Annotated in this window: 20 protein-coding genes, 3 tRNA genes and 1 pseudogene; 10 read left to right on the top strand and 14 right to left on the bottom strand. The window is 72.9% G+C overall.

What is annotated here, in order from left to right:
- Positions 1-9 precede the first annotated feature (9 nt).
- On the top strand, positions 10-408 hold the full coding sequence (locus tag ACN9MS_RS00165; protein ID WP_426310172.1) for a hypothetical protein: 399 nt from the start codon (positions 10-12) through the stop codon (positions 406-408).
- A 266-nt stretch (positions 409-674) separates the two neighbouring features.
- On the opposite strand, the gene ACN9MS_RS00160 is transcribed toward ACN9MS_RS00165, so the two are convergent.
- Positions 675-757, bottom strand: a tRNA-Leu gene (locus ACN9MS_RS00160).
- A gap of 325 nt (positions 758-1082) precedes the next feature.
- Here ACN9MS_RS00160 and ACN9MS_RS00155 point away from each other — a divergent pair.
- The 7 genes from ACN9MS_RS00155 (at position 1083) to pknB (ending at position 10601) form a co-directional block, all read left to right on the top strand.
- Positions 1083-1790 carry an FhaA domain-containing protein gene (locus tag ACN9MS_RS00155; RefSeq protein WP_047230883.1) on the top strand — a complete coding sequence of 236 codons (708 nt, stop codon included), beginning with the start codon at positions 1083-1085 and terminating at the stop codon, positions 1788-1790.
- Positions 1791-1800: 10 nt separating this feature from the next.
- Complete coding sequence (locus tag ACN9MS_RS00150; protein WP_426310171.1) at positions 1801-2304, top strand: FHA domain-containing protein FhaB/FipA; 504 nt, start codon at positions 1801-1803, stop codon at positions 2302-2304.
- 6 nt (positions 2305-2310) lie between these two features.
- Positions 2311-3726: a Stp1/IreP family PP2C-type Ser/Thr phosphatase gene (locus tag ACN9MS_RS00145; RefSeq protein WP_426310170.1), complete on the top strand. Its 1416-nt coding sequence runs from the start codon at positions 2311-2313 to the stop codon at positions 3724-3726.
- Positions 3726-5372: an FtsW/RodA/SpoVE family cell cycle protein gene (locus tag ACN9MS_RS00140; protein WP_426310169.1), complete on the top strand. Its 1647-nt coding sequence runs from the start codon at positions 3726-3728 to the stop codon at positions 5370-5372. Before ACN9MS_RS00145 ends, ACN9MS_RS00140 begins: the two co-directional genes overlap by 1 nt.
- A complete protein-coding gene (locus ACN9MS_RS00135; RefSeq protein WP_426310168.1) occupies positions 5369-6835 on the top strand; it encodes a peptidoglycan D,D-transpeptidase FtsI family protein in 1467 nt (488 codons plus the stop codon). Before ACN9MS_RS00140 ends, ACN9MS_RS00135 begins: the two co-directional genes overlap by 4 nt.
- The gene (locus ACN9MS_RS00130) at positions 6832-8433 is read left to right on the top strand and encodes a protein kinase domain-containing protein (RefSeq protein ID WP_426310167.1); all 1602 of its coding nucleotides are present in this window, start codon (positions 6832-6834) and stop codon (positions 8431-8433) included. Before ACN9MS_RS00135 ends, ACN9MS_RS00130 begins: the two co-directional genes overlap by 4 nt.
- 110 nt (positions 8434-8543) lie before the next feature.
- Positions 8544-10601: a Stk1 family PASTA domain-containing Ser/Thr kinase gene (gene pknB / locus ACN9MS_RS00125; protein ID WP_426310166.1), complete on the top strand. Its 2058-nt coding sequence runs from the start codon at positions 8544-8546 to the stop codon at positions 10599-10601.
- A 100-nt stretch (positions 10602-10701) separates the two neighbouring features.
- On the opposite strand, the gene ACN9MS_RS00120 is transcribed toward pknB, so the two are convergent.
- The 4 genes from ACN9MS_RS00120 to ACN9MS_RS00105 are packed head-to-tail and all read right to left on the bottom strand — an operon-like array spanning position 10702 to position 13149.
- Positions 10702-11361, bottom strand: coding sequence for an aminodeoxychorismate/anthranilate synthase component II (locus ACN9MS_RS00120; protein WP_426310165.1), 660 nt, complete (start codon positions 11359-11361; stop codon positions 10702-10704).
- On the bottom strand, positions 11358-11552 hold the full coding sequence (locus tag ACN9MS_RS00115; protein WP_253051602.1) for a hypothetical protein: 195 nt from the start codon (positions 11550-11552) through the stop codon (positions 11358-11360). Before ACN9MS_RS00115 ends, ACN9MS_RS00120 begins: the two co-directional genes overlap by 4 nt.
- Positions 11552-12331: a class E sortase gene (locus ACN9MS_RS00110; RefSeq protein WP_426310164.1), complete on the bottom strand. Its 780-nt coding sequence runs from the start codon at positions 12329-12331 to the stop codon at positions 11552-11554. The genes ACN9MS_RS00115 and ACN9MS_RS00110 overlap by 1 nt, the downstream gene beginning before the upstream one ends.
- Positions 12328-13149 (bottom strand): DUF881 domain-containing protein, encoded by an 822-nt coding sequence (locus tag ACN9MS_RS00105; RefSeq protein ID WP_426310163.1) that lies wholly within the window; start codon positions 13147-13149, stop codon positions 12328-12330. The genes ACN9MS_RS00110 and ACN9MS_RS00105 overlap by 4 nt, the downstream gene beginning before the upstream one ends.
- 321 nt (positions 13150-13470) lie before the next feature.
- Here ACN9MS_RS00105 and ACN9MS_RS00100 point away from each other — a divergent pair, with 321 nt between their 5' ends.
- On the top strand, positions 13471-13722 hold the full coding sequence (locus ACN9MS_RS00100) for a cell division protein CrgA (protein ID WP_047230891.1): 252 nt from the start codon (positions 13471-13473) through the stop codon (positions 13720-13722).
- A 118-nt stretch (positions 13723-13840) separates the two neighbouring features.
- Here ACN9MS_RS00100 and ACN9MS_RS00095 read toward each other — a convergent pair whose 3' ends face one another.
- Entirely contained in the window at positions 13841-14677 is an 837-nt protein-coding gene (locus tag ACN9MS_RS00095) for a rhomboid family intramembrane serine protease (protein WP_426310162.1), read from the bottom strand.
- Positions 14678-14760: 83 nt separating this feature from the next.
- Entirely contained in the window at positions 14761-15300 is a 540-nt protein-coding gene (locus tag ACN9MS_RS00090) for a peptidylprolyl isomerase (RefSeq protein WP_264028979.1), read from the bottom strand.
- Positions 15301-15442: 142 nt separating this feature from the next.
- Between ACN9MS_RS00090 and ACN9MS_RS00085 the strand changes: the two genes are divergently transcribed.
- A complete protein-coding gene (locus ACN9MS_RS00085) occupies positions 15443-16576 on the top strand; it encodes a hypothetical protein (RefSeq protein ID WP_426310161.1) in 1134 nt (377 codons plus the stop codon).
- Between the two features lie 164 nt (positions 16577-16740).
- Here ACN9MS_RS00085 and ACN9MS_RS00080 read toward each other — a convergent pair.
- From ACN9MS_RS00080 to ACN9MS_RS00050, 7 genes and pseudogenes are all read right to left on the bottom strand, one after another.
- Positions 16741-17148: pseudogene (locus ACN9MS_RS00080) on the bottom strand (dihydrofolate reductase family protein); the annotation flags it as partial.
- Between the two features lie 51 nt (positions 17149-17199).
- Positions 17200-17799 (bottom strand): hypothetical protein, encoded by a 600-nt coding sequence (locus tag ACN9MS_RS00075; RefSeq protein WP_426310160.1) that lies wholly within the window; start codon positions 17797-17799, stop codon positions 17200-17202.
- Between the two features lie 83 nt (positions 17800-17882).
- Positions 17883-18497 carry a response regulator gene (locus ACN9MS_RS00070; protein WP_426310159.1) on the bottom strand — a complete coding sequence of 205 codons (615 nt, stop codon included), beginning with the start codon at positions 18495-18497 and terminating at the stop codon, positions 17883-17885.
- Complete coding sequence (locus ACN9MS_RS00065; RefSeq protein ID WP_426310158.1) at positions 18497-19651, bottom strand: sensor histidine kinase; 1155 nt, start codon at positions 19649-19651, stop codon at positions 18497-18499. The genes ACN9MS_RS00070 and ACN9MS_RS00065 overlap by 1 nt, the downstream gene beginning before the upstream one ends.
- Before the next feature lie 159 nt (positions 19652-19810).
- Positions 19811-19886, bottom strand: a tRNA-Ala gene (locus tag ACN9MS_RS00060).
- Positions 19887-19924: 38 nt separating this feature from the next.
- Positions 19925-20044 (bottom strand): DLW-39 family protein, encoded by a 120-nt coding sequence (locus tag ACN9MS_RS00055; RefSeq protein WP_208863433.1) that lies wholly within the window; start codon positions 20042-20044, stop codon positions 19925-19927.
- 28 nt (positions 20045-20072) lie between these two features.
- A tRNA-Ile gene (locus ACN9MS_RS00050) sits at positions 20073-20146 on the bottom strand.
- Positions 20147-20162 lie beyond the last annotated feature (16 nt).

Below are 20162 nucleotides of genomic sequence, written 5' to 3'. Positions count from 1 at the left end.
ACCGCGCTCGTGTGGCCATGGCGGATCACCGTCACCGTCGCGGACACCACCCACGAGCGCGACCGCCAGACCTTGCCCTGGCAGTCGACAGCCTGGGCCATCTCCTCCAACAGGCGCACCTACGCCGAGACCTTCAACGCCCACATCCGCTTCACCGATGCCAACCTCAACCGCGGCTTCATCCAGATCCTCGATCGGCATGCCACCGCGCTGCTCCTCGCGATCTACCTCGCCGCCCACAACACCATCGAGCTCCGCCGCTGGTACACCCGCCACGACGAACCCGACCCCTGGGCCACACAGCTGAACGAACCCGCGGACAGCCGACCCCTCGGCAGAAGCACCCGGTCACTGCGGCGACACCGCCGCGGACCACCCGGCGAAGGGGACCAACCCGCTCCGCACTAGACACCAATGACAGCCTCGCGCACACGCCGCAGCAACGGGCGTCGAACAACGGCCCGCGCGACGCTCTGACGTGCCCTCCGACGGCTCCGCACACCGCCCGACCCACCCCAGGAACCCCCTGGAGCCTGGCCGGCCACGCCCAGAGCCGGCGAACGCCGTCGTCCACCGCTCGGCACAGACCCCGTAACGCAGAAAGTCCCGGCCAGGATCACCTGACCGGGACTTTCCGAAGGTCGTCCGACTCAGAAGTCGAAACCCTCTTCACGTGCGCGAGGGGGGACTTGAACCCCCACGCCCTTTCGGACACTGGCACCTGAAGCCAGCGCGTCTGCCATTCCGCCACTCGCGCGTGCCGCAGAAGACTAGCACGGCGCACGAGGACGCCTGGAACCGCGCGGACGGACGTGACGGCCGCCACGTGCCGGTCGTCGCGCACCGACGAGGTGACCCGACGGCTGCACGCCCGACGTTCACACTGTCCACCACGAACGCGCCACATCCGTCCGGAGATCGTGCGACGAATCGGGCCTCCGTCGCAGACGTGATCGATACGATCTAGGTAGTCTGCCCGGGACGCAGGTGTGCACCAGCGAGCCACCGGAGCACGTCCGGGAGACGCAGACGAGGACCGCGGCACGAGCCGCAGCACGAGCGAGCACGAGGGAGGAGGTGGCATGGGAGTCCTGGACCGCTTCGAGAAGGGCGTCGAGCGCGTGGTGAACAACGCGTTCGCCAAGGTCGGTCGCAGCGAGGTCAAGCCCGTCGAGCTCGCGAGCGCGCTGCGGCGCGAGGTCGACGACCGCGCCGCCGTCGTGGACCGCGAGCGCACGGTCGTGCCCAACGAGTTCACCATCGAGCTGTCGGTGGACGACTTCGGTCAGGTCGAGGGCTGGGGAGCGGAGACGCTCGCCGACGAGCTGGCGTCGAACGTCACGCAGTACGCGGCCTCGCAGCACTACGCGTTCGTCGGCCCCGTGAGCGTGAGCTTCGAGCAGAACGACACGCTCGACGTCGGCCGCTTCCAGCTCCGCTCCGCGAGCGTGCGCGGCAACGTCGCCCCCGCGACGTCCGCGTCCCCGAGCACGCGGCACCCGCTCGTCGACATCGACGGGCAGCGCTACCTGCTCACGGGTCCGGTCACCGTCATCGGGCGTGGCTCCGAGGCCGACATCGTCGTCGACGACCCGGGCGTCTCGCGCCGCCACCTCGAGATCCGCGTGACGCCGGAGGGCGTCATCGCGACGGACCTCGGCTCGACCAACGGCCTGTTCGTCGAGGGCCACCAGGTGCCGGCCGCGACGCTGCTGGACGGCAACTCCCTGACGATCGGCCGTACCCGCATCATGTTCTGGACCGGCGCGTCCGACAACGAGGAGTGGTGATCCGGCCCGCATGACCGACCTCACGTTCACCCTGCTGCGGCTGGGCTACCTGGTGCTGCTCTGGGTGTTCGTGCTCTCCGCGATCGGGGTGCTGCGTCGGGACCTGTACGGCACCAAGATCACGCCACGCCGGGGCCGCAAGGGCGCTGCGCAGCCCGCGCGCCCGACGTCGGGCCCCACGCCTGCCGCGGCGGCGGAGCCCGCGCGCCCCGCCGCACCCGCCGGACCGTCCCGGCTCGTCGTCACCGCCGGCCCGCTGACGGGCACGACGATCCCCCTCACGACGTCGTCGATCCTCATCGGCCGCGCACCGAGCTGCACGCTCGTGCTCGACGACGACTACTCCTCGTCGCGCCACGCGCGCATCTTCCCGCAGCACGGGTCCTGGTTCGTCGAGGACCTCGGCTCCACCAACGGCACCTACGTCGAGGACCAGCGCATCGCCCAGGTGACGCCGCTGGGTCCGGGCACGCGGGTGCGGATCGGTCAGTCCGTCGTCGAGCTGCAGAGGTAGCCCGCAGTGAACATCGCCCTGCGCTACGCCGCGCGCTCCGACGTCGGGCTCGTGCGCTCCAACAACCAGGACTCCGGCTACGCCGGGCCGCACCTGCTGGTCGTCGCCGACGGCATGGGCGGCCACGCCGGGGGGGACGTGGCCTCGTCGATCGCCATCGCGGCGCTCGCACCGCTCGACGGCGAGTCGCACGGCCCGGACGACGCGCTCGCCGAGCTCGAGCGCTCGATCGACCACGCCCGCCAGGACCTCGTGGACCGCAGCGTGACCGACCCCGAGCTCGTGGGCATGGGCACGACCGTCACCGCGATCCTGCGCGCGGGCAACAAGCTCGCGATGGCGCACCTCGGCGACTCGCGCGCGTACCTGCTGCGCGACGGCGAGCTCACCCAGGTCACGACCGACCACACGTTCGTGCAGCACCTCGTGGACACGGGCCGCATCTCGCCCGACGAGGCGGAGACGCACCCGCAGCGCAACGTCGTCATGCGCGTGCTCGGCGACTTCGACATCGACCTCACGCCGGACATGTCGGTGCGGGAGGCGAAGCCGGGGGACCGCTGGCTCCTGTGCTCCGACGGCCTCTCGGGCTTCGTCAGCCCGGAGACGATCGCCCAGACGCTCACGGACACCCCCGACGTCGACGAGTGCGCGGACCACCTTCTGCAGCTCGCGCTGCGTGCCGGCAGCACGGACAACGTGACGGTCGTGGTCGCGGACATCGTGGACCTCGACGTCCTGCCCGACGGCACGGCGCCCGGCACCGGGGCGCAGGTCGTCGGCTCCGCGGCGATCGACCGCGACGCCCCGACGTCGGCCGCGGACGGCCCCGCCGCGCGGGCGGCAGCCCTCATGGCCAGCGCGAACGCCCCCGCCCCGACCGAGGAGCCCGCCGCGGACGGCGCACCCGAGCCCGCCGAGGGCGAGGCGACACCGGGCGACGTCGCGGAGGACGGCGACGACGACGTGCGACCCGGCCGTGCGCCGCGCCGCTGGATCACCGTCGTCGCGATCCTCCTCGTCGTCGCCGGCCTGGGCGTGGCCGGGTGGGCGGGCTACCGCTGGACGCAGACGCAGTACTACGTCGGGGTCGCCGACGGCCAGGTGGCCGTGTTCCGCGGCATCCCGGAGAACGCCGGCCCGGTGACGCTGTCGACGCCGATCGAGCTCACCGGGACGCGCGTCGCGGACCTGCCGGGCTACGTCGTCGACCGCCTGGAGACCACCATTCCCGCACAGTCGCTCGAGGATGCCCGTGCGCGCGCCGAGCGCCTCGTCGCCGAGGCCGCGGAGGAGTCCACCGACGCCCCCGCGACCGACGGCACCACGGAGGCGCCCACCGAGGGCGCGACCGAGACCCCGGAGGCCGGGGCGCCCGACGTGACCCCGGCACCCACCGACGGCGCCGGCTCGGGGGCCTGATGGCCACGGTGGAGACCACCGAGGTGCGCCCCGGCCGGGGCGCTGAGCTCGGTCTGCTCGTCCTCGCGCTCGCGCTGGGGATCGGGGCGTACGCGCTCGTGGGCCTCCAGCTCACGGGCGAGCTCCCGGGCCGCTTCTACGTGTACAGCATCGGCACCGTGGTGCTCGCGGGCGCCGCGCACCTCCTGCTGCGCTTCAAGGCACCGTACGCGGACCCGGTGATCCTGCCGATCGCCGTCGCGCTCAACGGCATCGGGCTCGCCATGATCTTCCGCCTCGACCTCGGCTCGCAGGTCACGGGCGGCACCCAGGACCTCGCGCCGCGCCAGCTCCAGTGGACGGCGCTCGGCATCCTCTGCGCGTTCGCGGTGATCTGGTTCCTGCGCGACCACCGGACCCTGCGCCGCTACACGTACACCGCGATGATCGCGGGCATCGTGCTCGTCGCGCTGCCGCTCGTCCCGGGCCTCGGGACGCGCATCAACGGCGCGCAGATCTGGATCAACGTCTTCGGCTTCTCGCTCCAGCCCGCGGAGTTCGCGAAGATCGCGTTCGCGATCTTCTTCGCCGGCTACCTCGTGACGAACCGCGACACGCTCGCCCTCGCCGGGCCCAAGGTGCTCGGGCTCCAGCTCCCGCGCCTGCGCGACCTCGGGCCGATCATCATCGTCTGGCTGGTCTCGCTCGCGATCCTCGTGTTCGAGCGCGACCTCGGCACGTCGCTCCTGTTCTTCGGCCTGTTCGTCGCGATGCTGTACATCGCGACCGAGCGCGTGAGCTGGGTCGTCATCGGTCTGCTGCTCATCGCGGTCGGCGCGGTCCTCGCGGCGTCGACGTTCGGCCACGTGCAGGCGCGCGTCGACGTGTGGCTCCACCCGTTCGACCCCGAGATCTTCGGCCGCAGCCCCGGTGGCTCGGGCCAGCTCGTGGGCGGCCTGTTCTCCCTGGGCAACGGCGGCCTGTTCGGCACCGGGTGGGGCGCGGGCTACCCGCGCACGGTGCCGTACGCCTTCTCCGACTTCATCTACGCCTCGCTCGGCGAGGAGCTCGGCCTCACCGGCCTCATCGGCATCCTGCTCGCCTACCTCATCCTCGTGGAGCGCGGCCTGCGCACCGCGATCGGCGTGCGCGACGGGTTCGGCAAGCTGCTCGCCGGCGGGCTCGCGTTCGTCATGGCGTGGCAGCTCTTCGTCGTTGTCGGCGGGATCACCCGGATCATCCCGCTCACGGGGCTCACCATGCCGTTCGTCGCCCAGGGCGGGTCGTCGCTCCTCGCGAACTGGCTGGTCGTGGGCCTGCTGCTGCGCATCTCCGACGACGCGCGCCGGCCCTCGTCCCTGCCCGTGCGCGGACAGGTGGCCCCCGGCGGGGCGCGCACGCGCCCCGACTCCGACCCGGTCGAGGTCGTGGGTAGCGGGGCTCCCGCCGTCGGTGCCCGGCCCGACGACGCGCCCACCACGGTCGGCGCGCCCGCCGCCGTCGGGCCGCCCACCGGTCCGACGCGCGCGACGACGGGCGTGCAGCCCGCCGTCGGGCAGACGGGCGACGTCTCCGCCCACCCCGACGAGCTGCGCACGGAGGTCGTGCGGCGCCCCGGTCCCGACGGCACCCACCCCGAGACCGACCCCTGGGGAGGAGCCCGGTGAACGTCCCCCTGCGTCGCGTCGCGACGGTCGTCCTCGTCATGTTCCTCGCGCTCATGGTGTCGACGACGTACATCCAGTTCGTCCAGGCGGACTCGCTCAACAACGACTCGCGCAACGCCCGCACCATCTACCGCGAGTACAACAAGTTCCGTGGCCCGATCGTCGTCGCGGGCGACGCGATCGCGTCCTCGACCCCGGTGGACGACGCGTTCGGCTTCCAGCGGCAGTACTCGAACGGCCCGCTCTACGCGCCGGTCTCCGGTTTCCTCTCGCTCACCAACGGGCGCACGGAGATCGAGGACAAGGAGAACGACTACCTCAACGGCGAGGCGAGCTCGCTGTGGCTCGACCGCCTCAGCGCGCTGTTCACCGGCAAGCAGCCCCAGGGCGCGTCCGTCGAGCTGACGATCGACCCCGCGGCGCAGCAGGCCGCCTGGGACGCGCTGGGCGACCAGCGCGGCGCCGTCGTCGCGATCGAGCCGAAGACCGGCCGCGTCCTCGCGCTCGTGTCCAAGCCGAGCTACGACCCCAACGAGCTCGCGACGCACGACACCGCCCTCGCGCGCGAGCGCTACCAGGAGCTCCTCAACGCCGACGGCAACCCGATGTCGAACCGGGCGATCCGCGGCAACACCTACCCGCCGGGCTCGACGTTCAAGATCGTCACGTCCGCCGCGGCGCTCGAGAGCGGGCAGTACACGGCCGAGACCGTGATCCCGGCCCCGGACGAGCTCCCCTACCCGCAGTCGACGCAGACGATGAAGAACTTCGGCGGTACCCGCTGCTCGCCGACGGGCGAGATGACCCTCGCGGACGCGCTGCGCATCTCCTGCAACACCGCGTTCGGCGACCTGGCCATGACGCTCGGGGAGGACGCGATGCGGGACCAGGCCGAGGACTTCGGCTTCGACGCGCCGCTCGAGATCCCGATGGACGTCACCCCCAGCCAGTTCCCCGCGGAGGGCACCCCCGGCGCGGACCCGGCCGGCATCGCGCGCGCGGGCATCGGGCAGGGCGAGGTCAAGGTCACGCCGCTCCAGATGGCGATGGTCGCCGCCGCGATCGCGAACGACGGCGTGCAGATGGCCCCGTACACGGTCGAGACGATCCGCAACCCCGACCTCGACGTCGTCCGCCAGTCCGAGCCGCGCCGCCTCCGCACCTCGGTGTCGCCGTCGACGGCCGACCAGCTCACGCAGATGATGCGGGGCGTCGTCGAGAACGGCTCCGGGAAGGCGGCGCAGATCCCGGGCGTGGCGGTCGCCGGGAAGACCGGGACCGCCGAGACGGGCGGCGAGGCCGCACCGCACGCGTGGTTCACGAGCTTCGCGCCCGCCGACGACCCGCAGGTCGCGGTCGCGGTCATCGTCGAGAACGGCGGCTCGCTGGGCAACGAGGCGACCGGCGGCGCGATCGCCGCGCCGATCGCGCGCGCCGTCATGGAGGCGGTGTTGAACGGATGAAGCCCGTGAGGGGGCTGACGCTCGGCAACCGCTACCGCCTGGTGCGGCGCATCGCCGTCGGCGGCATGGGCGAGGTGTGGGTCGCGGCCGACGACGCGCTCGGGCGCGAGGTGGCCGTCAAGGTCCTGCGGACCGAGTACGCGGGCAACGAGGACTTCCTCAACCGGCTGCGGACCGAGGCCCGCAACAGCGCCGCGCTCTCGCACCCCAACATCGCCCAGATGTACGACTACGGCGAGACCAACGGCTCCGGGTACCTCGTCATGGAGCTCGTCGTGGGCGAGCCCATGGCGGACCTGCTGGAGCGCGAGCCCGTGCTCCCGCCCGCCCGGCTCCTGCCGATCCTCGCCCAGACGGCACGCGCCCTCCACGCGGCGCACCTGTCCGGCGTCGTGCACCGCGACGTCAAGCCGGGCAACATCCTCATCGACCGATCCGGCACGGTGAAGATCACCGACTTCGGCGTCTCGCTCGCGGCCAACCAGGTCCCGATGACCGCGACCGGCATGGTGATGGGCACCGCCCAGTACCTGTCACCCGAGCAGGCCGTCGGGCAGGCGGCCACGGGGGCGTCGGACATCTACGCGCTGGGCATCGTCGCGTACGAGTCGATCATCGGGAACCGGCCGTTCACCGGGTCCACCCCGGTCGACATCGCGGTCGCGCACGTCAACGAGCCCGTGCCGCCGCTCCCGTCGTCGGTCGACCCGGAGCTCTCCGAGCTCGTCATGATCATGCTCGCCAAGGACCCGCTGGCGCGGCCGCACCCGGCCGACGCCCTCGCGCGGGTCTTCGAGGAGATCCAGGGGCGCCTCGCAGCCGACCCGTGGTCCGCCCGTGCCGGCGCGGCCGCCAACACCCGGCGCGGTCGTCGTGCGCGCGCGACGGCGGACGACGCCCCTCCGGCGCCCGAGCCGGACCCCGCTCCCGTCATCACGCCGCTCGTCATCCCGGCCGCCGTGCGCGACCCGCACCCCGTGGACCCGGCGACGCCCTGGGTCGCTCCCGAGCCGCGACCCGGTGCCCACGCCGCGGAGCCCGCCGACGGGCCCTCCGCCGGGGACGGTGCCGAGCCCGTCGGTCGGACGGCCGCTCCGCCGTCCGACACGCCGCCCGCCCCAGGGCCCGCCCTGCCATGGGAGCGCCCGGTCCCCGCGCCGGCCGGCGAGGACCCTGCCAGTCCCCGCGCCTACCCGCCGCGCCGCGAGATGCACGGCGGCACCCGCTCGTCCCGACGCCCGCAGCCCGCTCGCGGCGGCGCGCGGCCGGGCGCAGGCTCGGCCGCGAGCACCCCGTCAGCAGCTCCGGCCACGCGGGCCGAGGCCCGACGGCAGTCCCAGGCGGCCCCGTCGCGGTCGTCCGCCGGCCGCCGCACGTCCACGACGACGGGGCGGCGCCTCGGCGGGCTGCCGAACGGCCTCACGTGGCCCCTGGTGGCCCTGCTGGGGCTGCTCCTCGTGCTCGTCGTCGCGACGATCGCCTCCCTGGGCGACCGGGACGGGGGCGATGCGGACGCGGCTCCCGCGACCGTCGTCGAGACCGTGTCCGACGCCGCACCGCCAGGAACCCCGCCTCCCTCCGGACGGGTGACATCGTGACGACATCGTTGTGTTCCCGGCTTTCCCGGACGCCCTCCAGTGGGATGATTGCGCCAGATGTGCCGCGCGCGGACGCGCCCGCGGCTCCGACGACACCGAAGGACGAATGAGTGGTGGACAACGCTCCCCGAGTGCTTGCCGGGCGCTACCAGGTCGGTGAGCTCATCGGCCGTGGTGGCATGGCCGAGGTGCACATCGGGCACGACAACCGCCTCGGTCGCACCGTCGCGATCAAGATCCTGCGGTCCGACCTCGCCCGCGACCCCACCTTCCTCGCGCGCTTCCGTCGCGAGGCCCAGGCGGCGGCGTCCCTCAACCACCCGGCCATCGTCGCGGTGTACGACACCGGCGAGGACGTCCACGCGGACGCCACCGGCAACTCGGTGCACGTCCCGTTCATCGTCATGGAGTACGTCGAGGGCCACACCGTCCGCGACATCCTCCGCGACGGCCAGGCCGTCCCCATCGACGAGGCGGTCGAGATCACGGCGGGCGTGCTCGCGGCCCTCGAGTACTCGCACCACGCCGGCATCGTGCACCGCGACATCAAGCCCGCGAACGTCATGATCACGCCCACGGGCGCCGTCAAGGTCATGGACTTCGGCATCGCCCGCGCCATGGCGGACTCGGCCGCGACGATGACGCAGACCCAGGCCGTGATCGGCACCGCCCAGTACCTCTCGCCGGAGCAGGCGCGCGGGGAGACCGTCGACGCGCGCTCCGACCTGTACTCCACCGGCTGCCTGCTCTACGAGCTGCTCACCGGCCGCCCGCCGTTCATCGGCGACTCGCCCGTCGCGGTGGCCTACCAGCACGTGCGCGAGGCCCCGGCGACGCCGAGCGCCGTCGCGCCCGACGTGCCCGAGGTCCTCGACCGCATCACGCTCAAGGCGCTCGCCAAGGACCGCACGGCCCGGTACTCGAACGCGGCGGAGTTCCGCGCCGACCTCGAGAACGCCGTGCGCGGCGGGGCGATCACGGCGCCCGCGCTCGGGGTCGCCGCCGCCGCGGCCGGCCTCGGTGCCGCCGCCGCGGCCGCGGACCTCCAGCCCACGATGGTGGAGTCCGCCACGCAGGTCATGGCCCCCACGGCCGCCGCCCCGAACCCGTGGGCGACGAGCGTGGCCCCGGCCGTCCCGCCCGGCGACGAGGTCCCGGGGGAGGACGAGGAGGAGCCCAAGAGCCGCAAGGGCCTCATGTGGACCCTCATCGCGATCGGCGTGCTCGCCCTCGCCGCGATCATCACGATGCTCGTCATCAACAGCCAGGGCGAGGAGGAACCGACGACCGCCACGGTCCCGACCCTGTCCGCGGGCGTCACGCCCGAGGAGGCCGAGAAGACGATCACCGACGCCGGCTTCGAGTACGCCCAGGCGATCGACCAGGAGTCGACCGAGGCCGAGGGGACGTTCACGAAGACCGATCCCGCGGGCGGCACCGAGGCCGACCTCGGCTCGACCGTCACGGCCTTCTTCTCCGCCGGTCCCGACGCCGTCGTGATCCAGGACGTCAAGGGCAAGACCCAGGACGAGGCGCGCCAGATCCTCGAGGGACAGGGGCTGACCGTCACGTCGGGCGGCTCCGAGGACTCCAAGGACGTCCCGAAGGACGCGGCGACGCGCACCGATCCCGCGGCCGGTCAGTCCGTCGCCGGCGGCTCGACCGTCACGCTCTACGTCTCGTCCGGACTCGTCGCCCTTCCTGAGCTCGTGGGCGACCAGCGCCAGAGCGCCGAGCAGAAGATCACGGACCTCGGCCTCAAGCCGGTCGTCAACGAGGTGGAGTCCGACGAGCCCGAAGGTCAGGTCGTCGCGCAGCGACCCAACGCCGGCAGCGTGCCGCAGGGCTCGGAGGTGACCATCGACGTCGCGATCCCGCGTGCAGCGGAGACCACGAACGTCCCGAACAACCTCGTCGGCATGACCCTGGACCAGGCGCAGGACGCCCTCGGAGGTGCTGGGCTCAACCCCGGGACGCAGCAGAACCAGGAGTCCGACCAGTGGCCGGCCGGGGTCGTCATCGGCTCCGACCCCGGGGGCGGCACCGAGGTCGAGGTCGGCACGGAGGTGTCGCTCATCGTCTCGACCGGTCCCGGCCCGTCGACCGGTGGAGACAACGGCGGCGGCGGACCGGGCGGGGGCAACGGCGGGGGCAACGGCGACGGCTGATCGGTCGCCGTGCCCCGAGCACCCTGACGAACGGGCCCCCACCTCGCGAGGTGGGGGCCCGTTCGTCGTGCTGGCAGAGGCGGCGCCGGGTCTTGCCGGGCTACTGCCGGACGAGCGGCGCCATGCCCGCCGAACGCGCGACGGCGCCGTCGAGCCCGCAGGCCTCGAGCCAGTTCGCGAGCAGGCGGTGGCCACCCTCGGTGAGCACGGACTCGGGGTGGAACTGGACGCCGTGCAGGGGCAGGTCCTTGTGCTGGAGTCCCATGATGACGCCGCCGGAGGTCGACGCGGTCACCTCGAGCTCGGCGGGCACGGTGTCGCTCACGACGGCGAGCGAGTGGTAGCGCGTCGCGGTGAACGGGGCGGGGAGCCCGGCCAGGACGCCCTCGCCCTCGTGCTCGACGAGGCTCGTCTTGCCGTGCATGAGCTCGGGAGCGTGCGTGACCGTCGCGCCGTACACCTCGGCGAGCGCCTGGTGGCCCAGGCACACGCCGAGCATCGGCGTGCGCGACGCCGCGCACGCACGGATGACCTGCTCGCTCTGGCCCGCCTCCTTCGGGGTCCCCGGCCCGGGGGAGACGAGCACGCCGTCGAACACGGTCCCGTCGGCGTCGTGGAACCGCCCCTCGGCGTCGGGCTCGGGCACGGCGTCGTTGCGCACGACGACGGTCTGGGCGCCGAGCTGGTCGAGGTAGCCGACGATCGTGTAGACGAACGAGTCGTAGTTGTCCACGACGAGGATGCGGGTCTGGTGGGTCATCGCGGGGCCTCCACGGACACTGCGCCGGCGGCGTCGGTCTGGATGTTGGGGTCGTTGAACGGCATGTACTCGGACACGATCGGGAACAGCCACTCGAAGCACGCGAGCACGACGGCGGCCGCGAGGACGAGCAGGATCAGCACCCGGACCCACGCGGGCCCGGGCAGCACGCGCCACAGCGCCCCGTACATCACGCGCTCCCTTCGGCCGCAGGTGCCGCCTGGCCGACCAGGTCGGGCGGTGTGCCGTCCTCGACGGGCATCCAGTAGTCCAGCTTCGCGTTGACGATGAACCGCGCCACGAGCGAGTTCAGCCCGATCGGGTGGCACGTCGTCAGGGTGAGGTACCGCTCCGTCGGCTCGACGCCGGGCTGCCACGGGACGGGCGCCACGGCTTCCACCTGGTCGGGCTTCACGGCCTGCATGTGGTCCACGCGGTACACGTACCAGACCCCGCCGGCCTCCACGACGATCGGGTCGCCGATCTCGAGCTCCTCCACGTCGTGGAAGATCTTGCCGTACGTCTGCCGGTGCCCCGCGAGCGAGAAGTTGCCGACGTCACCCGGCATGACGGTCTCCGGGTAGTGCCCCGCCTGGCCCTGGTCGAGGATCGAGCGCTTGTCCGTCCCCTCGGCGATCGGCATCATCTTGCCGTCCCAGCGCGGCACGTAGAGCGTGCCCCACACCTCGCCGAGGGCGGGCGCCTCCATGACCGGCGGCTCGTCCCGGCGCACGGCCGTCGCGACGTCCGCGGCGTCCGGCGTCGGAGCGTCCATCTCCTCCAGGACCTGCGCCTGCACGCGGTCCGCCTGCACGTCCGTCCACCAGAGCTGCCAGACGACGTACAGGCCCAGCAGGATCCCGAGCGTGATGAGCAGCTCCCCGACGATGCCGACGACCGTCGAGACCGCGCCGCGCCCCGAGGAGCGGCGGCCCGCGTGCCGCACCGGCGCGGGGGCGGTGGCCGTCACGACGCCACCGCGTCGGAGGGTCGGGCGTAGCGGAGCTCGAGCGCGCCCTCGTAGCCGGGGAGCTCGAGGTCCGACTTGTCCTCGACGGACCAGCCCAGGTTCACGGCGTCGACGTACTCCTGGTAGACCTGCACGCCGGGTGAGCGCTCCAGGGCGTCGCGCAGCGCGTCGGGGTCGCCCACGGCCTCCACGACGTAGGGCGGCGAGTACACGCGGCCGTGCAGCAGGAGGATGTTGCCCGCGCAGCGGAACGCCGACGTCGCGGTGACGCGCTGACCCTGGAGCGTCATCGCCTCCGCGCCGCCGGCCCACAGCGCGTTGACGACGGACTGGATGTCCTGCTGGTGCACGACCAGGTCGTCCGGACGGATCTGCGGCGGGTAGTTGCCCTCCGGGGGCGCGTCGTCGAGCGAGACGGACAGGCCCGTGCCGCTGACCGGCGTCGTGCCGGCCGCCACCGCGGTGCGCGACGCGAGGTCGGGGTCGACGCCGGCCGGCGCGTCGCCGGTCTGCGACAGTCCCGCGATCTCCTCCGTGAGCGCGTCGACCTGGGCCGAGAGGTTCGCCACGCGGTCCGACTCACGGTCGACGAGCTGCGCGAGGTTCTCGGGGTGACGCGAGTCCTCGCCCCGCGCGAGGCGCGCGTTCGCCGTGAACATCACGCCGGCGAGCGCGAGGACGAGCGCGACGGTCACGGCGGACCGGACCCTGCGTGAGCGCGGGGGCGCGGCAGGAGCGGCGGGCGACGGCGCGGGACCGGCCGCGACCGCCTCGGCGGGCTCGTCCGGCGTCGCGGAGGCGGGGTCGGTGCTGCTCACGCGACCGTCTCCTTCCTGGGCGGACGAGGTCGTCGACCGTCTCGCCGATGTGTCCTGGCCGTGCGTCTGTCGTGTCGTCGTCGCCGCGACAGGGGCGTTGCCCGCGCGCGGTGTCCGTGCCTATTGTGTGCGCCCACTACGCTAGTCGACGAACGTCGTCCACGATCGTGACGGACCCGTGCTCCTACGGAGCCTCGCGGCGCGTCGACGACCTTCGCCCGAGCCATGCACGGTTCCTGCACGACGACGGCAGGCGTCCGCTCCCGCGGTGCGTCCCGACGCCGTCGGCAGCGGACCCCACCAGGACAGGAGCCCTCCCTCGTGCCCGAGTCGAAGTCGCGCAAGAAGCCCAAGCCGCAGCGTCCGCCGAGCGTGCCCAAGCCCGAGTCGGGCAACCCGCGCTGGCTCGTGCCCACGATGCTCGGGCTCATGCTCGTCGGGCTGGCGTGGATCGTGCTGTTCTATCTCAGCGGGTCCGCGCAGCTCCCGATCCCGGCGCTGGGCGCCTGGAACCTCGGCGTCGGCTTCGCGTTCATCATCGCCGGCTTCGCGCTCACCACACGCTGGAAGTAGCGGGCACGACGGCGTTCGGGGATTCCCGGCCGCCGTCGCGCCCGGAGGTGTGCGAGGAACGACACCGGTGTAGTTCCACACCTGTGAGTAACCCTGGGGATAACTCGTCCGGCTGGCCTCAGCCGACGAGGTGACCGAACTGGTCCACCGAGGCGTACGTCAGCCACGCTGCCGCGACCAGGGCCACCGCGACGACGACCGTCGCCCCCACGGACACGAGCGTGCGCCGATCCTTCGGCGCGTAGGCGTACGCAGCGCCGAGCACCAGGCCGGTGACGAGGCCACCGAGGTGTGCCTGCCACGCGATGTTGGCGAAGAACAGCCCGATCGCGAAGTTGATACCGATGAGCACGACGATCTGCATCGCGTTGCGGCCGGTGCGCCGCAGCACGAGCAGGATCGCGCCGAACAGCCCGAACACCGCGCCCGAGGCGCCGACGACCGGGGTCACCCAGGCGTCCGACGTGGGGCCGCCCGCGAGGACGAGGTACCCGACCGACCCGCCGAGCGCGGACAGCAGGTACAGCGCCGTGAACCGCAGCCTCCCGAGCTGCTGCTCGAGGAACGGTCCCGTCACCCACAGGGCGTACATGTTGAAGAGGATGTGGACGGGGCTCGTCGAGTGCAGGAACGCCGCCGTGAGGAAGCGGTAGGGCTGGAGCTCCCCGATCCACGGGGCGAACGCCAGCATGCTCGTCCACGTCCCGCCCGTGACGAGCTGGAGGATCCAGCTCACGACGCACAGTCCGATGATCGTGAACGTCACGACCGGCGGGCCGCCGTGGACCTTGCCGCCGAGCGCGCTGCGCTGCGTCGGCGCCTGCCGGGCCGCCTCGCGCACGCAGTCGACGCACTGCACGCCGACGGCCGCCGGTCGCTGGCACTCGGGGCACGCGGGGCGGCCGCAGCGTTGGCAGCGCACGTACGACACCCGGTCCGGGTGCCGCGGGCACACGGGCGGGACGGCGGGACCGTCGTGCGGTCCGGCCGTCCCGTACGCGGGCGGGCCGGGGGGCCCGGGAGGTGTGGTCGAGATGGTCAGTCCTCGATGGTGACCGACGTGATGACGATGTCCTCCTGCGGGCGGTCGCCCGGGCGGGTCGGCGTCGTGTTGATCGCGTCGACCACCGCACGGGACGCGTCGTCCGCGACCTCGCCGAAGATCGTGTGCTTGCCGTTGAGCCAGGTGGTGGGGACCGTCGAGATGAAGAACTGCGACCCGTTGGTGCCCTCGACCTCACCCGTGACCGGGTTGCGGCGCAGGCCCGCGTTCGCCATCGCCAGGAGGTAGGGGCGGTCGAACTGGAGCTCGGGGTGGATCTCGTCGTTGAACGTGTAGCCGGGGCCACCGGTCCCGGTGCCCAGCGGGCAGCCGCCCTGGATCATGAAGTCCTGGATCACGCGGTGGAAGATCAGGCCGTCGTAGAAGGGCTCGGTGCGCTCTGCGCCGGTGCGGGGGTCGGACCACGTCGTGGTGCCCTGGGCGAGCCCGACGAAGTTCGCCACCGTCTTCGGGGCGTGGTTCGGCAGGAGCTCGATCCGGATGTCACCTGCGGTCGTGTGGAGGGTTGCGAACATGGGCACCATCCTCCCACGAGACCCGCGCGCGACCCGTCCGACGCGATGTCTCGCGGGGCGGGCACGGTGGTGGCAGAGTGGTCGGAAACGCCCATCGCATCCGCCCTTTCGTCCCGTCGGACGACGACCCCGGGGAGCACGCATGACCCGTTCTCGCTCAGCGAGCGACTCCGTCAAGGACACGCTCGAGTCGATCGACACCGAGAAGCTCAAGGACCAGGCCGCGCAGGCCGCCGCGACCGCGCAGAGCGCGGCGAGCCAGCTCGCGGACCAGGCCAAGGACGCCGCCGTGCAGGCCAAGGAGTGGGGTTCACCCAAGGTCGAGGCCTTCCTCGAATGGCTCCAGCCGCGCGTCGAGAAGGCCTGGCAGGACAGCATCCAGGCCGCCGCGCCGCGCGTCGAGAAGGCCGCGGGCAAGGCCGCGCCCGCCATCGACACCGCGCACGACAAGCTCGTCGACGACGTGCTGCCGAAGATCGTCGCGAGCTTCAACGCCGCTGCCGCCAGCGCCGCCGACTCCGCCCAGCGCGCGGCCGACAACGCGGCCGAGGCGACCGCCGCCGCGGCCACGGCCACGGCGGTCGCGACCGGCAAGAAGGCGCGCAAGCTCGCCAAGGAGGCGCAGAAGGCCGCCGCCGAGGCCGCGAAGCAGGCGCAGAAGGCCGCGGGCAAGGCTGGCAAGAAGGCCTCGAAGCACGCGGACAAGGCGGCGGAGAAGGCGGCAGCCAAGCTCGCCGCCGCGGCCGACAAGGCAGCGGCGAAGGCCGCCGAGGCCGACGCCTCGAAGGGCAAGGGCCGCACCCTGTGGTGGATCGCCGGCGGCGTCACCGCGGCTGGCGTCGGCTACGTGCTCTACCGCCGCGCGCAGCCCACGACCGACCCCTGGGCCGAGCCGTGGGAGCAGGAGGAGCAGCAGGTCCACTTCGACGACGTCGTCGGCGACGCCCGCCACGCCGTCGGGGACGCCGCCGAGTCGCTGGGCGAGGCCGCCGGAGCCGCCGTGGCGAAGGGTCGCGAGGCGACCGACAAGCTCGCCGAGCGCGCCGCCGAGGTCCGCGACGACGTCAGCGACCGCGTCAGCGACGCCGTCTCCGACGCCAAGGACGCCGCCAAGAAGGCCACCAGCCGCGCGCGCAGCACCACCCGCAGCACGGCCTCGTCCGCCAAGGACGCCGCCGCGGACGCGAAGGACGACCTCGGCGACGCCGGCAAGAAGGCCCGCGAGGCAGCCGAGTCCGCCGCGGAGGACGCCGCCAAGAAGGCCGACGACGTCTGACCTCTCGGACAGCGTGCCGTGAGCGCAGCCGAAGGGCCCCACCTCGTGGTGGGGCCCTTCGTCGTCCCGGGGACGTGCGGCCGACCAGGTAGCTGCGGCCCGGGGCACCCGGGGAAGACGAGGAGCCGGTACTCGTCGACGAGGTCGTGCTCGGCCAGGCTGCTGACCAGGGTGCCGGACCCGAGGACGACGAGCGTGCCGTCGGTGCGCTCCCGGAGGTCTCGCACCGCGTCCGCGAGGTCGCCCTCGAGCAGTCGGGACCCCTGCCATCCCAGGTTTCGCGAGGACGAGGAGACCACGTGCTTCGGCATGCGGTTCATCGCGGCGACGGCGGGCTCGGACTCGTCGGCGTCGGCCCAGGCGTCCCTGAGGATGTCGTAGGTGCGTCGGCCGAGCAGCATCCCCGCTGCCCCGAGCGTCACGTCACGCATGAACGCGTCGACGGTGTCGTCGCTGCCCTCCGACACCCACCCGCCGTGCCTGAACCCACCCTCGGGGTCCTCGGTCGCAGAGAGCGGCGACTGGATGACGCCGTCGATGCTGATGAAGTTCGCGACGACGACGTGCCCCATGACCGACCTCCGCGTCCGGTGTGCTGTCCCCACCATTCTGCCGACCTTCCTCTATGCGAAGGCGGCGAGGCACAGCATCGCGACGCCGAGGCCGAGGTCGAGCACGAAGCACGCCTCCGCGAGGGAGCGCGGCACGACCCGGTCCCCGACGAGGTGGACGACGTCCCACGCGGCGTGCCCGACGGCGGCCAGCGCCGCGAGGTAGAGAGCGGGGAGCGGACCCACCATCATGGCCGTGAGCGCGACCGCGCTAAAGCCCAGGAACCCCAGGGCCTGGGTGCCCAGCTCGCGGCGGTCGACGTCGGCACCCCGGAGGAGACCCAGCACCGCGAGCACCGCGCCCAGGACGAGCACCGTCACGGTGGGGTCGAGCCCGGTGACGCGAGCGAGGACGACGGCGACGATCGCACCTCCGACCACGATCCAGCCGCTCCGCCGTGACCCGATCACGCTCGTCGCCAGGTAGCACGCCGAGGCGATGACGATGATCATCGCGGTCACGTGCGCGTCGGCGCCGTTCGTGACGTTGAGGAGGAGAGCGAGCAGTCCCACGAGGGACGGCCACCGTTCCAGCAGATGGCGGCCCGGACCGTGCTCACGGTGGGCGCCGTCGTGCTGTGCGCGATCGAGACGGGGCTGCTGTGTGTCCATGGTCGTGAGTCTGGGCCGGGTCCTCGCACGACGGACCCGTGATTCCCGCACGGAACGCCCGTGCACACGCTGACCGGGGCTCGTCAGACCCAGCCGTTCTCGCGGGCGATGCGGTAGGCCTGGGACCTGTTGTCCGCCCCGAGCTTGCGGCTGACCGATGCCAGGTAGTTGCGCACCGTGGCCGGCGAGAGGAACAGCTCTCGAGCCACGTCGCGCACGGCACGGTCCTGCTGCGCGGCCGCCAGCACGGCGGTCTCTCGGACGGTCAGCGGCGACGGGGCCACGGTCAGGGCGTCCGCGGCCAGCACGGGATCGACGTAGCGCTGCCCCTCGTGGACCCGCCGGACGACGTCCGCCAGCGCCGTGCCCGGCGCCCCTTTTGCGAGGAACCCCCGCGCCCCCGAGGCGAGGGCCTCGCGCAGCACGTGCGGGTGGCCGTGCCCGGTGAGGATCACGCCCGCGCACCGGGGGAGCGCCCGAGCCAGCTCCGCGATGACGCCGAGCCCGTCCACCTCGGGCATGTGCAGGTCGACGACGGCGACGTCGGGCGCGTGGAGCAGCGCACGATCGATCGCCTGGCGGCCGTCGCGGGCGGTGGCGACGACGTCCACGTCCGGCTCCCGCTCCAGAAGTCCGACCAGGGCCTCCCGGATCAGCTCGTCGTCCTCGGCGAGGAGCACCCGGATCCGTCCGCTCATCACGACCTCCCCGACGGCGTCGGGTGTCTCACCCGCACCACGAAGCGGTCGTCCCCGTCCGGGCCCGCGACGAGCTCCGCACCCACGGCACCGGCCCGTGCTGCGAGGGCCGCCAGACCGGTCCCGCCGGCCGCGTCGGTCCCCGCTGCGGTGCGGACGCCGTCGTTCTCCACGCTCAGCGTCGTCACCGGTCCCTGCACCACGAGGCGGATCGATGCCGTGCGGGCGTCGCTGTGCCGCAGGACGTTCGTGACGGCCTCGCGGACGACCGTCGCGAAGAGCCCGGCGAGCGAGGGCGGCACGGCCGCGAGCATCTGGGGATCGGCGGCGACCGACGGGGTGATCCCTGCCGAGCGGAGCACGAGGTCCGCCGACCGCAGCTGCGACGGGAGATCCGTCACGGCCTCTCCGTGGATCGTGCGCCGGGCCTCCCGGAGCGCGCCGGCCGCGAGGTCGCGGATGCTCCGGCTCTCGCCCGCGGCCGCGTCGGGGTCCAGCGCGGCCAGGTCGGCGGCACGCTCGGCCTTGAGCGCGATCACGGCGAGGCGTCGCCCGAGCACGTCGTGCAGCTCCCGGCCGACGCGCAGCCGTTCCTCGGCCACCGCGAGGCGTGCCTGTGCTTCCCGGCCGTCCTGCGCGGACCACCACAGCCGGTGCAACCACACCAGCGCCTGGCACATCGCCCACACGGTGAGGGCGACGCCGAGAGTCGTGACGACGCCGGGGAGGGGCGCACCGTCGAAGACGGCGCCGCCGGCCGCGGCAGCACCACCCAGGACGACGGCCACCACGACGCCGCTGCGCCAGCCGCCCAGGCCCGAGGCGGCGACGACGAAGCCCGCGAGCCACGCCCAGGGTTGCTCACCCGGCTCGGCCCACGAGAACGTCGGGGCCCAGAGCGCCACGCTGAGCGCGACCAGCAGGGCGACCTTCCACCTCCGCGACGCCCGGTCCGGGGCGGGAGCGACGGCGTCGAGAAGGACGAGCAGCAGCGCGAGGCCGAGGAGCGCCAGACCACCGACGAAGGCCACCGTGAGCAGAGGCGTCGGCGGCTCGGTGAACGACATCGCGATGATCGGCGCCCACGCGAAGCTGGCCAGCAGGAAGCCCAGCACGATCCAGCGCGGAGTCCGTCGAGGCTGTGCCTGGGTCACGCCCTCGCCCCCTTCCCCACCTCGAGCGGCGGAGTAGGAGAGAGCGTAGCCGCACGCTCGACGCGGCACCCTTGCGCGCGCCGTCCTCGGGGGAGATCTGGGCGGTCGTCCTCGGACAGCGCGAAGGACCCCCGACGGCAGACGTCGGAGGCCCTTCGGTGGTGGAGCCAGGGGGACTCGAACCCCCAACCCCCTGCTTGCAAAGCAGGTGCGCTACCAATTGCGCCATGGCCCCGGGTGACGCGGCCGGGGCCGGTCAGGAGTGAGACGTGCTCACTCGAAGGTGTCGGTGACCTCTGCCCAGAGGTCACGCTCGGCGTTGTCCTCCGTGTACTTGCGCCACAGGAGATATCCGGCGCCGGCGGCGAGGAGCAGGACGAGAAGCTTCTTCATGACGTTCCCCCTCGAGTGGGTTCGGCAGTGGGCCTAAGAGGACTTGAACCTCTGACCTCTTCCTTATCAGGGAAGCGCTCTAACCGTCTGAGCTATAGGCCCGTACGCGCCTCGCCGG

Source organism: Cellulosimicrobium sp. E-16 (assembly GCF_049913115.1).
In the GTDB taxonomy this organism is placed as follows: domain Bacteria; phylum Actinomycetota; class Actinomycetes; order Actinomycetales; family Cellulomonadaceae; genus Cellulosimicrobium.
The sequence above is the reverse complement of the archived record's forward strand: the minus strand, read 5'-3'. Positions and strand labels throughout refer to the sequence as shown.

What these genes read in the sequence shown, in the direction of transcription:
- ACN9MS_RS00155 (WP_047230883.1), top strand. Translation starts at nt 1,083, where the DNA reads ATGGGAGTCCTGGACCGCTTCGAGAAGGGCGTCGAGCGCGTGGTGAAC.
- ACN9MS_RS00150 (WP_426310171.1), top strand. Translation starts at nt 1,801, where the DNA reads ATGACCGACCTCACGTTCACCCTGCTGCGGCTGGGCTACCTGGTGCTG.
- ACN9MS_RS00140 (WP_426310169.1), top strand. Translation starts at nt 3,726, where the DNA reads ATGGCCACGGTGGAGACCACCGAGGTGCGCCCCGGCCGGGGCGCTGAG.
- ACN9MS_RS00130 (WP_426310167.1), top strand. Translation starts at nt 6,832, where the DNA reads ATGAAGCCCGTGAGGGGGCTGACGCTCGGCAACCGCTACCGCCTGGTG.
- ACN9MS_RS00120 (WP_426310165.1), bottom strand. Translation starts at nt 11,361, where the DNA reads ATGACCCACCAGACCCGCATCCTCGTCGTGGACAACTACGACTCGTTC.
- ACN9MS_RS00115 (WP_253051602.1), bottom strand. Translation starts at nt 11,552, where the DNA reads ATGTACGGGGCGCTGTGGCGCGTGCTGCCCGGGCCCGCGTGGGTCCGG.
- ACN9MS_RS00090 (WP_264028979.1), bottom strand. Translation starts at nt 15,300, where the DNA reads ATGTTCGCAACCCTCCACACGACCGCAGGTGACATCCGGATCGAGCTC.
- ACN9MS_RS00085 (WP_426310161.1), top strand. Translation starts at nt 15,443, where the DNA reads ATGACCCGTTCTCGCTCAGCGAGCGACTCCGTCAAGGACACGCTCGAG.
- ACN9MS_RS00075 (WP_426310160.1), bottom strand. Translation starts at nt 17,799, where the DNA reads ATGGACACACAGCAGCCCCGTCTCGATCGCGCACAGCACGACGGCGCC.
- ACN9MS_RS00070 (WP_426310159.1), bottom strand. Translation starts at nt 18,497, where the DNA reads ATGAGCGGACGGATCCGGGTGCTCCTCGCCGAGGACGACGAGCTGATC.
- ACN9MS_RS00055 (WP_208863433.1), bottom strand. Translation starts at nt 20,044, where the DNA reads ATGAAGAAGCTTCTCGTCCTGCTCCTCGCCGCCGGCGCCGGATATCTC.